Below are 15,979 nucleotides of genomic sequence, written 5' to 3' on the forward strand. Positions count from 1 at the left end.
AAATTAAACATGGAAGAAAAGAAATTCGACGTTAAATCTATAATAGGGTTTATCCTCATATTTGGTATTTTGTTATACATCATGTACCAAAACCAACCAAGTCCAGAGGAACTTGAAGCTCAAAAACTAGCAGAGCAAGAACAAGTTGAAGCAGAAAAAATTAGTAAACAGAATGAAACTGTAGTAACGTCGTCTTCAGATTATACTAGCAACACACAGGTTTTAGATTCTACACAAAAAGCAGCACTTCAAAATAAAGTAGGTTCTTTTGCTTATGCCTTAACCTTGCCATCGGCAGCAGATAAGCTAACTACGGTTGAAACAGATGTTTTTGAATTAAAATTCAATACTAAAGGGGGGCACTTAGCAGAAGTGAAATTAAGAAATTTTGTAGATTATGATTCTGTGCCAGTATATATGGTAAAGGATAATAATAGTGCTTTTAATATCCAATTTGGAACATCGGATAATAGAACTTTAAATACACAAGATTTTCCGTTTGAACCATCAGTGTCTAAAAGCGGTGAGAATACTGTGGTTTCTATGAAGCTTAAGGTTTCTGAAACGGCATTTCTAGAATACCGTTACGAGTTGAAACCTAAAGATTATATGATTGATTTTTCAATTAAATCTCAAGGTTTGAGCGGAGTGTTTAATACCTCACAACCTATTGAATTAGATTGGAAGCAAAAAAGTATTCGCCATTCAAAAAGTATTAGTTACGAGAATCGTTATACTAGGTTAACCTATATGTATGATGATGGTAAAGTTGATAAATTATCTCAAGCTAGTGATGATGATGAATCAGCAGATGACGTGGAGTGGCTATCATACAGACAGCATTTCTTTAGTTCTATTCTTGTTGCAAACGATAGTCCGTTTAAGAAAGTGGCGTTAACCTCGTCAGATTTAGTTGAGGATGAAGAAATAGATACGTTATATACTAAATTATATACATCAAAAATGCCATTGGCATTTAATGGTGGTGAGTTAAATCAAAATCTTGGGTTGTATTATGGCCCAACAGATAATGCTACTCTAAAACAATATGATAAAGGTTTAGAGGAAAGTATACCATTTGGTTGGGGAATTTTTGGATGGATAAATAAAGTATTATTTATTCCTTTATTTGGCTTCCTTAGTGGCTTTTTACCATATGGTATTGCCATTATTGTAATGACGATTCTAGTAAAAATCGTATTATCATTTGTACAGTATAAGCAATTCTTATCTCAGGCTAAGATGAAAATCTTAAAACCAGAATTAGATGCTGTTAGAGAAAAGTACAAAGACAATAAGTTAAAGGCACAGCAGGAAACGATGGCTATTCAAAGTCGAGCAGGAGCGAGTCCATTGAGTGGATGTTTACCAGGCTTAATGCAAATTCCGGTCTTCTATGCCTTATTTATGTTTTTCCCAACAGCTTTTGAGTTAAGACAAAAAGGATTCCTTTGGGCAGACGATTTAAGTTCTTATGATTCTGTGTTAGACTTGCCATTCCACATCCCTCTATATGGAGATCACGTGGCTTTGTTTCCAATTTTGGCAGCTATCGCTATTTTCTTTTATATGAAAATGACAACAGGACAGCAAATGGCAACACAGCCAACACAAGAAGGTATGCCTGATATGCAAAAAATGATGAAATATATGATTTATTTCTCACCTTTATTAATGTTGATTTTCTTCAATAATTATGCATCAGGATTAAGTTTGTATTACTTTATTTCTAACTTAATTAGTATTGGTATTATGTTAGTCATCAAAAACTATATTATTGATGAAGATAAAGTGTTAGCTAAAATAGAAGTCAGCAAAACAAAACCTAAAAAGCAAAATAAATTTCAGAAGAAAATGGCTGAAATGATGGAGCAAGCTGAGGCACAAAAGCAAGCGCAACAAAAAGGTAAGAAGAAATAATTTAGCTTCGCCTTAATTATTAATAAGTAAACTATAGCCTCAACATTTTTGTTGAGGCTATTTTTATTCAATAATTTGAAAGTATGAAAATTGAAGTATGTAACAAAGCAGATATTAAAACAATTGTAGACGGTCTTAATACTTATAATTTAGACAAGGTAGCTGCATTATCAAACATTTGGACTCCCTTAGAGTATAGTTTAAAAAATGAAGATGATGCTGTTGTTGGTGGTGTTTTGGCAGGATTGAATTACTGGAATGGTTTAGAGATTAAAATACTTTGGATAGAAGAAGACTATAGAAATCAAGGTTTAGGAAGAAAGCTATTAAATCATCTTGAAAATGAAGCTACAAGGAGAGGAGCAAGCATTGCAATGGTAGATACTTTTGATTTTCAAGCCGAAGGTTTTTATATAAAAAATAATTACGACGTGATTGGAGAAATTAAAAATTTCCCAAAAGGCCACCGACGTATTTATTTTACTAAAATATTAGAATCAAAAAGGCCCAAACCTTTTACAGTTTGAGCCTTTACCTCACAAATTAATCAACCTAAATTAAATGAGCATTATATTAATTATCTTGCAATGGTAGAAGAACAGTGTCAATAACATGAACCACACCATTCATAGATTGAATATCTACTAAGCTAGTTACAATAGTACTCACACGACCGTTTGGATCTGTAAGTGTGTATGCTGAATTATCAGCAGTAATATCTCCACCTAATGTACCAACAGTTCCGTTTGGTAAACCACTAGATTGCACATTTCCACTAACAATATGATAAGTTAAAACAGCGTCCACTGTTGCTGGATCTAAATCTCCTAAAGCTGTATTTCCTGAAGGGTCTAATTCTATCAATAAATTTGCAAAAGCATCGTTAGTTGGTGCAAAGACAGTAAATGGTCCTGTTGAAGCATCTGAAACAGTAGCAATATAAGGTACTGTTGGTGTTCCACTGTCCGCTAATTGTAAAGCGGCAACCAAATTTGATAATGCAGGATTCGTTGTTGCAAACGTCGCAATTGTTGGTAGACCTATAACTTCGTCAACGATATGTACAATACCATTAGTTGCTGTATTGTCTGCATTTGTAACGGTTGATGCACCATTCAACATCACTCCATTTGACGTTGTATAGTATAAGCTTAAATTTTCGTCGTTCGGACCTGTCGCAGCAGTGGTTGTATAACCTGATCCAGCGTTGACTAAATCTGTAGAACTTACCGTAGCACCAATTATAACATGGTTTAATAAAATGTTTCTCACTAAATTCTCTTCAGTTGTAGACAAATTGTCTAGATCTAAACCGGTGTCAGCGAGTAATTGTGCAAAAGCTTCATTTGTTGGAGCAAAAACAGTAAATGGTCCATCTCCTTGTAATGTAGTTACCAAATCAGTTGCTTGTAGAGCAGCAGCTAAAGAGGTTAAATTGTTTTCTAACGCAACGTCTATAACGGTTGTTGTAGAAGGTGTTGTTACATTGTCGTCATCATCACTACAAGACGTTGTTACTATAGTTAATAGAAATACTGCAAGTAATGTGAAGTTTTTTAAAATAATTTTCATTGTTTTGAGTTTTTATATTGTTTAACATTCAAACTTTTACTAGTTTGTTTAACAAATTTACATAATGATTAAACAAAAGTTTTATACGCTTTTCATTTTAACACTATTTTTAACATCTGCATTTGCGCAAAATCCGGTAAATCAATTTGATAAAGACGGACTACGACACGGGTTTTGGACTAAAAATTACCATAAAACCAAAGAGAAACGTTACGAAGGAGTTTTTAAGCATGGCAAAGAAATTGATTCATTCAAGTTTTATACGTTGTCTGGTGGTAAGAGTGTTTTAAGTGCCATAAAAGTCTTTAATGAAACCGATAGCATTGCAGAGGTTACTTTTATAGCCTCTACTAAAAAGGTGATTAGTGAAGGTAAAATGAATGGTAAACGATTTATTGGACCTTGGACGTTTTACCATAAAAATGCAGACGTGAAGATGATTGAAGAAAATTATAATGATGATGGTCTACTTGAAGGAGAGCGTTTCGTGTATTTCAAAAATGGAAATGTAGCAGAAAGTGCTCGCTATAAAAATGGTAAACTAGATGGTGAATCTAAATGGTTTTCTGAAAAAAATATCTTATTGAGGCATACACATTACAAGGAAGGCGAATTAGAGGGTAAAACCATTAACTATGATGCTAATGGAAACATAACCTCTGAGGGTGACTATAATAATAGTCAGAAAAAGGGGATTTGGAAATATTATAAAGATGGTAAGCTAACAAAAGAAATAGACCATACCACACAAGAAGTCATATCTAAAAAGGAATAGTTTAAGGCTATACAACGCATAGAATTTCAGAATGGCAATCTTAATAGGATTGCCTTTTTTATTTTGTAATTTTGCCGAAGTTTTTCGAACAAAAACGTTATGAATATTACATATTCATGTTTAAATTGTTCCCTTGAGGGGACTTTAGGGGTGTTTTTCAAAAAGCATCTAGTTATTAATTAAAAGAGATACCTGCTTTCGCAGGTAATTAATATGAAAAGAGTCATCGTAGGACTTTCAGGTGGAGTAGATTCTAGTGTAGCAGCTTATCTTTTAAAAGAACAAGGTTACGAGGTTATTGGGTTGTTTATGAAAAATTGGCACGATGATTCTGTGACCATTTCAGACGAATGTCCTTGGTTAGAAGATAGTAATGATGCCATGTTGGTGGCGGACAAATTAGGCATTCCTTTTCAAACGGTAGATTTAAGTGTACAATACAAAGAGCGTATTGTAGATTATATGTTTAACGAATATGAAAAAGGGAGAACACCAAATCCTGATGTACTTTGCAATCGTGAAATAAAGTTTGATGTCTTTATGGATATCGCTTTAGAATTAGGTGCAGATTATGTGGCTACAGGTCATTATTGCAGAAAAAGTACTATTGAAAAAGATGGTGAAGAAATTCATCAATTATTAGCAGGAGCAGATCCGAATAAAGATCAGTCGTATTTTCTTTGTCAATTATCACAATCTCAATTGGCAAAAGCAATATTCCCTATAGGAGAATTGCTAAAGCCTGAAGTTAGAGAAATTGCAAAGGCACAAGATTTAATCACCGCTGAAAAGAAAGATTCTCAAGGCTTATGTTTTATTGGGAAAGTAAGATTGCCAGAATTCTTACAACAACAATTAAAACCAAAAGAAGGTGATATCGTTGAGGTTGATGAGCGTTTTGAAATTTATAATCAAGCGTCTCCTTCTTTTGATACTAAAGAAGACGAATTGGAATTCTTGGCTAAAAAACCAGTGTACAAATTAACAGACGGTAAAGTTGTTGGGAAACATCAAGGTGCACATTATTTTACTAAAGGGCAACGGAAAGGTTTAGGAGTAGGAGGTACTGTAGAACCTTTATTTGTTATTGATACAGACGTAAATGATAATATTATTTACACAGGTCAAGGAAAACAACATCCTGGTTTATACCGAAACGTATTGTTTGTGACTAACGAAGAATTGCATTGGGTTAGAGAAGATTTAGCTATAAAAGAAGGCGAAACTATGTCAGTTATGGCAAGAATTCGTTACAGACAAACTTTAGAAAAAGCAACCTTACACAAAGTGGCTTCAGGTATGTACGTAGAATTTGAAAATAAACAATCTGCAATTACCGAAGGTCAGTTTGTAGCATGGTATTTAGAAGACGAATTGTTAGGTTCGGGTGTTATTTCTTAACTTGCATTTAGATTAATTTTTCTGATAGATTACGTAGAAATCATCAGTTCGAGTGATTTGTAACTTTTTTATAGTTGAAAATTGTATCGAGAACACGTTAGATTTAAAATCCTATGAAAAATATTATTACAATACTTCTTTTAATATTCATTACTAATAGCTTCGCTCAAGAAGACGCATGGATCTACCTAACAGACAAGCCAAATGCTTCAGCTTTAGTAGAAAACCCAATTAGCATTCTTACACAAAAGGCAATTGATAGAAAGCAGAATCATAACATCGCTATTGATGTACGCGATGTACCAGTGAATGAAGCGTATATTACAGACTTAAAGTCTCAAACTGGCATAAGCGTTTTGGCCAAATCTAAATGGTTTAATGCGGTTCATGTTAGAGGTTCTGAAGATGATATAAATGCCTTGAGTAATTTAACTTTTGTGGAAAGTATTGATTTTGCTAATAAAAATTTAAATAGCCTATCAAGATCTTCTTTAATGGTAAGTAAAACAGACACTGAAGACGAAACAATTGCTTTTACATATGGTGATACACAAAACCAAGTAGAAATGATTAATGCTGATAATCTTCACTCTGCAGATTTTACAGGAGAAGGCATTACGATTGCCGTGATGGATGCCGGATTTCCCGGTGTGAGTATGATGGGAGCCTTTCAACGTTTACGAGATAATGGAGGATTATTAGACGGTTATGATTTTGTAGATCGAACGTCGGATGTTTATAATTATACAGCAAGCAATCATGGGACTAAAGTATTGAGCACTATGGCAGGATTCATTCAAGATCAGTATGTCGGCACTGCTCCAGATGCGACTTACTATGTCTTTAGAACAGAAGATGCAGGAAGCGAAAATCCGGTAGAAGAAAGTTATTGGGTTGAAGCTGCTGAGCGTGCCGATAGTTTAGGTGTAGATATGATTAATACGTCTTTAGGTTATCAAACCTATGATAATTCAAATTACGATTATACACCAGCAGATATGAATGGGCAAACAACCTTTATTTCTAAAGGAGCTTCCATTGCTGCAGAAAAAGGGATATTGGTCGTAGTAAGCGCTGGTAATTCAGGTGCAACGGATTGGCAAACGGTTGGTGCTCCTGCAGATTCTCCAAATGTATTATCTATTGGTGGTGTAGATGCTGATGGTGATTACGTTTCATTCAGCTCGCAAGGAAGTGATGCCCAAGTGGGCTACCAAAAACCAGATGTGGTTGCTAGAGCTGGTTTGGCTTTTGTGATTGATGAAAATAATACCGTTGTTCAAAATAATGGAACTTCGTTTAGTGGCCCCATTCTTTGTGGAGGTATTGCTTCTTTGTGGCAAGCTATTCCAGATGCATTACCCATTGAAGTTATGGATTACGTGAGGCAATCAGCGTCACAATTTAATGCGCCAGATGATTTTTTAGGATATGGCATTCCAGATTTAGATTTGGCAAGAACTACAGTGTTGTCTTTAAATGAAGAACAGCTTGAAGATTTTAAATTTTATCCAAATCCAGTAACTTCTAATTTAAATATCGAAATGCCTTCAAGCGTTAATCAAATAGACGTTTCAATGTATAATCAATTAGGCCAAGTAATTTTGAATCAATCGATAAATGAAACTTCGACATCTATAGATGTTTCTAATTTAGCTTCAGGCATTTATCTAATTCAATTTTCAACGTCAGGTATCTCAAAAACCTTTAAAATTATAAAACAATAATGGCAAATAGAATCACTTCACTTTTCAATATAAAATATCCAATTATCCAAGCAGGAATGATATGGAATAGTGGTTGGAAGTTAGCTTCTGCCGCAAGTAATTCAGGAATATTAGGATTAATTGGTGCTGGCTCTATGTATCCAGATGTTCTGCGAGAACATATTCAGAAATGTAAAGCAGCGACCGATCAACCCTTTGGTGTTAATGTTCCAATGTTGTATCCCAATGTTCAAGAAATTATGGATATCATTGTTGAAGAAGGTGTAAAGGTGGTGTTTACGTCGGCTGGAAATCCGAAAACGTGGACCAAATGGTTACAAGATAAAGGGATTACGGTGGTACATGTAGTCAGTAGTGTAAAGTTCGCCTTAAAAGCACAAGCTGCTGGAGTCGATGCGATTGTAGCCGAAGGTTTTGAAGCCGGAGGACATAATGGACGCGATGAAACGACCACCTTAACCTTAATTCCAATGGTTAAAGAACAACTTGAAATTCCATTAATCGCAGCAGGAGGTATTGCCACTGGAAAAGCGATGTTGGCATGTATGATTTTAGGAGCCGACGGAGTACAAGTGGGTAGTCGATTTGTAGCTAGTGAGGAATCTTCAGCGCACCAAGCCTTTAAACAAGTGGTTGTGGATGCTAAAGAAGGTGATACGCAATTAACGTTAAAGGAATTGGCACCTGTACGATTAGTAAAGAATAAATTTTATAACGACTTACTAGAACTTTATAAAACAAGTCCAACTCCAGAACAACTCAAAGAATTACTAGGTAGAGCCAGAGCCAAACGTGGGATGTTTGAAGGAGATTTAGATGACGGAGAACTTGAGATTGGTCAAATCGCAGGTTTGATTCACGATGTAAAACCAGTTGCTGAAATTGTAGCGGATATGGTGCGTGAGTTTGAGGAGGCTAAAAATACGATCAGTTCGTTATAAATATTAATTAAAAAACTGTGAATGTGGTAATTAAACTGTTTCTGTTTTGTCTAAACTTATAAATGACAAGTCTTTTGTTATATGTTTATAATTTATTGAATGACTACGTTTTAAAACGTTTATTTACTGCTTTTTTTAATAAAACACTTAAATTTGTGCTTGCTAATTTTAGCTAGGAATGTATGAATTTAACCACTGAGAATATCCTCTTAATAGGCTCCCTATTACTTTTTATAAGTATTGTAGTTGGTAAGACATCTTATAAATTTGGTGTTCCCACATTAATACTCTTTTTGGCTATAGGCATGTTGGCAGGCTCCGATGGTATTGGAGGTATTCGTTTTGACGATCCTCATTTAGCTCAGTTTATTGGTATTGTTTCTCTTAATTTTATATTGTTCTCTGGTGGTTTAGATACTAATTTTAAAGCTATAAAACCCATTCTTAAAGAAGGACTGGTTTTATCTACTTTAGGAGTTTTTCTAACAGCAGCAACATTAGGTCTGTTTGTTTGGTACGTGACAGATTTTACAATTTATGAAAGTTTATTGTTAGGTTCCATTGTGTCATCTACAGATGCGGCCGCCGTATTTTCTATTTTACGTTCAAAAAATCTCGCGTTAAAAACGAATTTAAGACCCACGTTAGAGTTAGAAAGTGGGAGTAATGATCCCATGGCATACGTGCTAACGTTGGCGTGTTTAAGTTTGGTTATCAATCAAGACCAGAGTGTCGTAAACATGATTCTAATGTTTTTTCAGCAAATGATCTTAGGAGGTTTGGCTGGCTTTGCTTTTGGTAAGTTGAGTAAAATTATTATCAATAGAATTAAATTGGGTTTCGAAGGACTTTACCCAGTTCTTGTTATAGCGTTAATGTTCATTACGTTTTCGGCAACGGATTTTGTTGGAGGCAATGGTTTTTTGGCTATTTATATCTGCGCGGTTTATTTAGGTAATCAAGATTTAATACACAAATCAACCATTCTAAAAATGTTTGATGGAATAGCATGGTTAATGCAAATTGTTCTTTTCCTCACATTAGGATTGTTAGTTTTTCCTTCTCAAATCATTCCTTATATGGGTATTGGCTTACTCATCTCTGTATTTCTTATTCTTGTCGCACGACCGGCTGCAGTTTTTATAAGTCTCGTCTTCTTTAAAATGAAAATGAAAAGGCGATTTTATATTTCGTGGGTTGGTTTACGCGGTGCGGTTCCGATTGTGTTTGCAACGTACCCTTTATTGGCTGGAATAGAAAAAGCAAATATAATATTCAACATCGTATTTTTTATTTCGGTAACCTCTGTTTTAATCCAAGGAACGACACTATCTCTATTTGCAAAATGGTTAAATGTTGCCTTGCCAGAAAAGGTAAAACCTATTGCAGAAAATGATCGTTATATTCTTAATCTTCCCAAATCTGCAATGGAAGAAATTTTAATACCAGCCCATAGTTTTGCGGTCGATAAACGAATTATTGATTTACATTTTCCTACGTCAGCGTTTATTGTTATGATTAAACGAAATAATAAATTTGTGCGGCCAGGCGGATCTACTCTTATTGAAGCGAATGATATTTTAGTACTACTTTTAGATCATGAAGATAGCTTATCTGAAGTGAATGCGATATTGGGTAATCCTACATAATAAATTAATGACTTGGATCCATAAATAATAGTGTTTAATTTTTATTGTAGTTCTAAAATTTATCACTAATATTAAGAGTTTAACGGTTTCATTATATTGTTTAAAATAAATCACAAATCAAATTAAGACATCATGAAAAGAATAGTAGTTTTATTTATAGTGCTTTTTGGTTTTTACTCATGTAACGAAACTGTAGGTAACGACGAGCATGAGAAAGTTAACTGGAATGCAAGGAAAACAACGGTTAAATCGACCGATTCTCTAGTCTCAGGGAAATCATATTTATCTGTTTATTCTCAAATATACAGTTACTCGCAGCATAAAACGTATAATCTTACGGCTATGATAAGTATAAGAAACACAAGTGATAAAGACAGTATGTATTTATCACAAGTCAATTATTATGACACGCATGGATCCTTATTAAAAGCTTATATTAATAATCCGGTATATTTAACTCCTATGGAAACCATAGACATTGTTATAAATGAGGTGGATATTGCAGGCGGTACAGGTGGTAATTTTATATTCAATTGGGAAACACCTCAAGACTCTCCTGAGCCTATTTTTGAAGGGGTGATGACGTCTACATCTGGTCAGCAAGGGTTATCGTTTTTAACACATGCGAAACGGATTGATTAAGTGCCTTCAATTTTAGGGGTTTAAACAGGTTTATTTTAAGCTCTAAATTCTAATATTATTAATAAACATTTCATTCTTAAAACTAAAAGGAAGTAGTACTTTTGCGCTATGGTTTTAAGCAATTATACTAAAGAATTTAGATACAATCTGAAGCTTGCATCTCCAGTGATGTTGGGTATGCTTGGTCATACTTTTGTAAGTTTTGTAGATAATATTATGGTGGGGCAATTAGGGGCTGCAGAATTAGCCGCAGTCTCTCTAGGCAATAGTTTTATTTTTATTGCGATGTCTATAGGTATTGGTTTTTCTACAGCCATTACACCCTTAGTAGCAGAAGCAGATACTGAGAGAAATTTTGAAAAGGGGAAATCGGTTTTTAAGCACGGTCTTTTTCTTTGTACAGTTTTGGGCTTGGTATTATTTGGTATTTTATTATTTGCGAAGCCTTTAATGTATATAATGGACCAGCCGGAAGAAGTGGTGGATTTAGCGATTCCTTATTTAGATTTGGTAGCATTTTCTTTAGTTCCGTTGATTGTTTTTCAGGCCTTTAAGCAGTTTAGTGATGGGTTATCGTTAACCAAATATCCAATGTATGCTACAATTGTTGCCAATTTACTTAATGTAGCCATTAACTATGTATTGATTTTTGGAAAGTTTGGGTTTCCCGAAATGGGAATTGTAGGTGCTGCAGTTGGTACGTTGGTATCTCGTTTTGTGATGGTTGGCTATTTATGGTGGCTATTGGCAAAGCGTGAATCATCGAAAGCTTATGTCACTAATATAAAATTCTTTCAACTCAAAAAATACCCCATAAAAAAGTTAAGTAATTTGGGATTACCTAGTGCGATGCAAATGTTTTTTGAGGTTGGTATTTTTACGGCAGCCATTTGGTTGAGTGGTACTTTAGGAGCCAATGCACAAGCAGCAAATCAAATAGCACTTAATTTATCGTCAATGACGTTTATGGTGGCCACAGGATTAAGTGTTGCCGCTATGGTAAGAGTCGGTAATCAGAAAGGTTTAAAAGATTTTAAGGCTTTAAGGCGTATTGCAGAATCTATATTTTTTGTCGGCTTTATTTTTGCTGTAATTTTCGCTTTATTTTTTGTGGTGTTTCATCAGTTTTTGCCCGATTTATATGTGGATTTAGATGACCCTGAAAATGCTATTGATACCGCTGAAGTGGTAAGTATTGCTGCAACCTTGCTTTTAGCAGCAGCTGTTTTTCAGATTAGTGATAGTCTTCAAGTAATCGCTTTAGGTGCTTTACGTGGTTTACAAGACGTTAAAATGCCGACGCTAATTACCTTCATTTCATATTGGGTTGTTGGATTTCCTATGAGTTATTATTTAGGTAAAGAAGAGGTTTATGGAAGCTTAGGTATTTGGATCGGACTTATTGCAGGATTAACTGTTGCAGCAATTTTACTTTTTATTAGGTTTCATTTACTGACGAAGCAGTTAATTGCAAAATCAACGAATTAGTTATTAGCTTTTGTAGCTTGTTTTGATATACAAAATTAGTCGAAGAACTTAGTCAAAATCTATATATTTGCAACTTAGTTGAAAAGCTTTTCATTTTCAAATACAAAATTCAATACAAATGGAATTACCAAAATTCATACTAGGAGATAATACAGACTACCCTAATGCTATATTTATAATTCATACAGAATTTCCGCGTTTTATCATTAATCTAGAAGATGATGAAGTAGAATGGTTTGAAGAGTTTGATCAGCACGATGAAAAGGAACTAGAAACAGAAACTGAAAATTACATTCAGCAGGCTACAGATTTTTACGATAGAGAAATTGCGAGATACGACGATTAATGCTAGAACACCTTATAGAGTACGATAAAAATCTTTTTTTATACCTTAATAATTTAGGATCCGAAACGTGGGATGGGTTGTGGTTAGTCATCACCAATAAGTTATCATCCATACCGCTATATGCTGCTCTGTTATTTATCATTTATAAGAAATTTGGGTGGAAAGCGTTGCTGTTAATGGTATTTGTAATTGCTGGAATGATAGCGTTTACTGATCAAATGACCAACCTTTTTAAAGACACGTTTCAACGTCCTCGACCTTGTAGGGCAGAAGGGATTAGGGAAATAGCGCGATATGTAGCGCCACGCTGTGGTAAATATGGCTTCTTCTCAGGCCATGCCTCAAACTCAATGTCTACCGCAATTTTTGCAGGCTTACTATTAAGACCTTATTTTAAGAATTTGATCTATGTTCTAATTATATGGAGCTTAATTGTTGCTTACAGTCGCATTTATATTGGCGTCCACTATCCATTAGATATTATTTGTGGCTTAACCTTTGGAGCTATTGCAGGCTTCGGATTTTATAAACTAAACCGCTATCTCATTAAAAGGTTTATTTCAAAGTAAGCTTATAGAGTTGATTAACTAATCTCGATTTGTGATCGCGATCTGAAAAATTCATATCGTAAGTCGCAATAAACTCAATATTATACAGCTTTGCTAACTCGGCAATATCTTCAGGTTTTGATGATATAGTTAATAATCTAAATTGTTTTTCTTCAGGAATTATGATGCCGTCATCAGTTGTAATGCGTGGAATTTTATGACCATAATTATAAATAGATTCGGGAGCAATACCATCTAAGGAGTAGAGTGGAAGGGAATCGGAGGCCAATTCTGAAAGCGGCTTATAATTCTCTTGTGATTGTAACTGAGCCAGTGGCAAGACTAAAAGACCAATACTAAGCATGAATGCAATCACTAAGTAAAACGCCGTTTTAATGTTTTTGGCTTTCAAATTCTTATAGATATAGAAACCAATACCTGCCAATACAATGCTGGCAATTATAAATCGTAACCAAGAACTTGTGGTAAACGAAGGAGCTAAGAAAAAGCCTACAATCCAAAACAATAAGGCAATTGTTCCTATTAAACCAAATTGAAAATATACTGGTAAGGTTTCTTTCTTAGCTTTTAAATTTTTGAATTCACGAACTAAATATTCAATATAAAAGCCAATATTTAATGCCAAAGGAATTAATACAGGCATCAAATAGCGCGATTTTTTTTCAGGAATTAGCGATAATAAGATGACCGCAAATAAGGTCCAAAATAAGCTGAAACGATAGGCTTTGAGATGGATTACTCTTGTTTTTAGATACGGATACAATAAACTAATAAATGCAGGAATTGTCCACAGGCCAGTTTGAATAAAGAAACTCCAGTAATAGTAAAAAGGCCTTACATTATAACTATGCCAGTTAGAAGTTTCACGTTCTGCAATAGCTGTAAATGTTTCAGGGTCTGCAATACGAACATGGAAGTACCACCAGCCTCCTAAAATAATTCCGAAAACTAAAAGACTGAATAATTTTAAAAAGTGAAGCGTTCCACCTTTAAATTTAAACGTGAAGCCATAGGCGAGTACAAATGGTAAGAATAGGACGTATAGTGAAACTGGACCTTTTGATAATACAGAAGCGGCTAAAAACAACACAAATAATAAACTTTGGAATACAGCTGTTTTTTTAATCTGAAACATTAAATACAATTGGTAAAGCGCCATAAGCATAAAGCCATGTGCATAAATATCCCAAGGTGCTTCAAAGGTAATGCCAATGATATAAAAAGAGCTTAATGCAATAAATCCATTTATAAGACTATGGGATTTAGTGAGCTCTAATTTTTTAGAAAAAAGGTAGATTAAAATACCAATGCTTGCCACAAAAAGGAGCGTAGGCCAACGTAAAGCCAAAACAGATGTCATACCAAATACATACCCAAAAATAGCGGTTATCCATGTCGGTAAAGGAGGTTTTTGATAGCGAGCTTCACCATTCATAGTGGTTAAAATCCAATGGTCATCGGTAAGCATTTCTCTAGCCGAAATAAAATTTCGTGCTTCCATAATGGTTACTGGTATAGCATCAATGGTAAAACCGAGCATTACAATTACAAAAAGTAAAAGGCTAATTATAGGATATTTCTCAAGAATTTTAATCATTAGTCTGTCGAATTAAATAAGCATTACGAGCGTATATAATTAATCCAAATAAATGCCCAACAAACAATACCGGATCTTCTCTGATTATGGCATACGTTAAGATTAAACCGGCTCCAATTAAACTCAACACCCAAAAACCTAGGGGTAACGTTGACTCTTTGTTACGCTCAGAATGTATCCATTGGTATACAAATCGCAACGTAAAAATTACTTGAGCTACAATGCCTAAGATTAATAACCAAGAAGGGATATCTGCATTTTTAAAGAGCAATTCTAGGTCTATCTTATTATTGTTATAATAAAATACAACAATTAAAATGGGTGCAATAAATAGCAAATACTGTACAATTTTCGGGAATTTTTGCCATTGTCCTTGTAATTGCAAGTTTCTGATGTAAATGAAATATGTTAAACTCTGACCTAACATTATAGCAAAGTCTAGACGCAAATAACCATAAATAAATAATAGAAAAGAAGCAATTAAGCTCAGTGTCCAGAATGTTTTAGGAGTGATAACTTTGCGTTGCTTTTCGGAAGTTATCCATTGAATAATGAGCCGAGAAGAAAACAAGATCTGAGCTAAAAATCCGATACTATAAATAATCCAGTCTTTCAAATTATAGATGTTGTTTACTAGATTTTTCTATGTCGTAGTTGATGTATTTTTTCTTCATCCATAAATACGCAAAACAATCCATTAAAGGACCAAGCAGCCGATTCCATAGACCAAATTTTGCCGTGCCAGCGATCCTCGGAAAATGTTGAACTGGTATTTGTGTAACGCTTCCATTTTGCAACATAATCATTGCAGGTAAAAACCGATGTAATCCTCTAAACATAGGAATGCGTTTAGCATAGTCCGTTTTAATCACTTTAAGTGGACAGCCCGTATCATCCATACCGTCATGAGTAAAGGCACGTCGTATACCATTTGCAATTTTTGAGGACATATTTTTAACAAATGAATCTTTTCTGTTAGAGCGTACACCAGTCACCAATTCATAAGAATCAATATGCTCTAAAAGACTATTAAAATCTTCAGGTGCAGTTTGTAAATCGGAATCGATATATCCAACTAATTCTGAATCTACATGATCAAAACCAGCTTTTATAGCGGCGCTTAACCCTCTGTTTTCTTTAAATAAGATATATTCAAAAGCGTCATTACGATTACAAATAGTTTCAATTAAAGATTGACTATTGTCACTAGAACCATCATTTACAAAGAGTATAGAGGTTGTAACCTTAGCGATTTTAAGATATTTTAATAGTTCCGATTCAACACGTTCTAAGTTATCCTCTTCATTATAAACGGGAACTATAATGGTAAATTGGTACGTCATGAGGTTAAT

The 15,979-nt window shown here is 34.4% G+C and carries 15 protein-coding genes; 11 read left to right on the top strand and 4 right to left on the bottom strand.

Annotated features, from left to right (window positions below; genetic code table 11):
* Positions 1 to 9 precede the first annotated feature (9 nt).
* Positions 10 to 1,920, top strand: coding sequence for a membrane protein insertase YidC (gene yidC, locus KO515_RS10070; RefSeq protein ID WP_215936231.1), 1,911 nt, complete (start codon positions 10 to 12; stop codon positions 1,918 to 1,920).
* A gap of 83 nt (positions 1,921 to 2,003) precedes the next feature.
* Positions 2,004 to 2,447: a GNAT family N-acetyltransferase gene (locus tag KO515_RS10075; RefSeq protein WP_215936232.1), complete on the top strand. Its 444-nt coding sequence runs from the start codon at positions 2,004 to 2,006 to the stop codon at positions 2,445 to 2,447.
* Between the two features lie 46 nt (positions 2,448 to 2,493).
* Here KO515_RS10075 and KO515_RS10080 read toward each other — a convergent pair whose 3' ends face one another.
* Positions 2,494 to 3,492 (bottom strand): fasciclin domain-containing protein, encoded by a 999-nt coding sequence (locus KO515_RS10080; protein WP_215936233.1) that lies wholly within the window; start codon positions 3,490 to 3,492, stop codon positions 2,494 to 2,496.
* 64 nt (positions 3,493 to 3,556) lie between these two features.
* Between KO515_RS10080 and KO515_RS10085 the strand changes: the two genes are divergently transcribed.
* The 9 genes from KO515_RS10085 to KO515_RS10125 all read left to right on the top strand — a co-directional run bounded on the left by KO515_RS10085 (position 3,557) and on the right by KO515_RS10125 (position 13,030).
* Positions 3,557 to 4,267, top strand: coding sequence for a toxin-antitoxin system YwqK family antitoxin (locus KO515_RS10085; protein ID WP_215936234.1), 711 nt, complete (start codon positions 3,557 to 3,559; stop codon positions 4,265 to 4,267).
* 213 nt (positions 4,268 to 4,480) lie between these two features.
* A complete protein-coding gene (gene mnmA / locus KO515_RS10090) occupies positions 4,481 to 5,668 on the top strand; it encodes a tRNA 2-thiouridine(34) synthase MnmA (RefSeq protein WP_215936235.1) in 1,188 nt (395 codons plus the stop codon).
* A gap of 113 nt (positions 5,669 to 5,781) precedes the next feature.
* Positions 5,782 to 7,395 carry a S8 family serine peptidase gene (locus KO515_RS10095; protein ID WP_215936236.1) on the top strand — a complete coding sequence of 538 codons (1,614 nt, stop codon included), beginning with the start codon at positions 5,782 to 5,784 and terminating at the stop codon, positions 7,393 to 7,395.
* On the top strand, positions 7,395 to 8,336 hold the full coding sequence (locus KO515_RS10100; RefSeq protein ID WP_215936237.1) for an NAD(P)H-dependent flavin oxidoreductase: 942 nt from the start codon (positions 7,395 to 7,397) through the stop codon (positions 8,334 to 8,336). The genes KO515_RS10095 and KO515_RS10100 overlap by 1 nt, the downstream gene beginning before the upstream one ends.
* A 182-nt stretch (positions 8,337 to 8,518) precedes the next feature.
* Positions 8,519 to 9,985, top strand: a complete 1,467-nt coding sequence (locus KO515_RS10105; RefSeq protein WP_215936238.1) for a potassium/proton antiporter — start codon at positions 8,519 to 8,521, stop codon at positions 9,983 to 9,985.
* A gap of 132 nt (positions 9,986 to 10,117) precedes the next feature.
* Complete coding sequence (locus KO515_RS10110; protein ID WP_215936239.1) at positions 10,118 to 10,627, top strand: DUF3124 domain-containing protein; 510 nt, start codon at positions 10,118 to 10,120, stop codon at positions 10,625 to 10,627.
* Between the two features lie 108 nt (positions 10,628 to 10,735).
* On the top strand, positions 10,736 to 12,115 hold the full coding sequence (locus KO515_RS10115) for an MATE family efflux transporter (RefSeq protein ID WP_215936240.1): 1,380 nt from the start codon (positions 10,736 to 10,738) through the stop codon (positions 12,113 to 12,115).
* Between the two features lie 118 nt (positions 12,116 to 12,233).
* Positions 12,234 to 12,461 (top strand): hypothetical protein, encoded by a 228-nt coding sequence (locus KO515_RS10120; protein WP_020896762.1) that lies wholly within the window; start codon positions 12,234 to 12,236, stop codon positions 12,459 to 12,461.
* Positions 12,461 to 13,030 carry a phosphatase PAP2 family protein gene (locus KO515_RS10125; protein ID WP_215936241.1) on the top strand — a complete coding sequence of 190 codons (570 nt, stop codon included), beginning with the start codon at positions 12,461 to 12,463 and terminating at the stop codon, positions 13,028 to 13,030. The genes KO515_RS10120 and KO515_RS10125 overlap by 1 nt, the downstream gene beginning before the upstream one ends.
* On the opposite strand, the gene KO515_RS10130 is transcribed toward KO515_RS10125, so the two are convergent.
* The 3 genes from KO515_RS10130 to KO515_RS10140 are packed head-to-tail and all read right to left on the bottom strand — an operon-like array spanning position 13,017 to position 15,970.
* Entirely contained in the window at positions 13,017 to 14,627 is a 1,611-nt protein-coding gene (locus KO515_RS10130; RefSeq protein ID WP_215936242.1) for an ArnT family glycosyltransferase, read from the bottom strand. The genes KO515_RS10125 and KO515_RS10130 overlap by 14 nt on opposite strands.
* Entirely contained in the window at positions 14,620 to 15,243 is a 624-nt protein-coding gene (locus tag KO515_RS10135; protein ID WP_215936243.1) for a lipid-A-disaccharide synthase N-terminal domain-containing protein, read from the bottom strand. Before KO515_RS10135 ends, KO515_RS10130 begins: the two co-directional genes overlap by 8 nt.
* A gap of 1 nt (position 15,244) precedes the next feature.
* Positions 15,245 to 15,970 (bottom strand): glycosyltransferase, encoded by a 726-nt coding sequence (locus KO515_RS10140; protein ID WP_215936244.1) that lies wholly within the window; start codon positions 15,968 to 15,970, stop codon positions 15,245 to 15,247.
* Positions 15,971 to 15,979 lie beyond the last annotated feature (9 nt).

Origin of the sequence: Winogradskyella psychrotolerans, from assembly GCF_018860545.1 — a bacterium.
Lineage (GTDB): Bacteria > Bacteroidota > Bacteroidia > Flavobacteriales > Flavobacteriaceae > Winogradskyella > Winogradskyella psychrotolerans_A.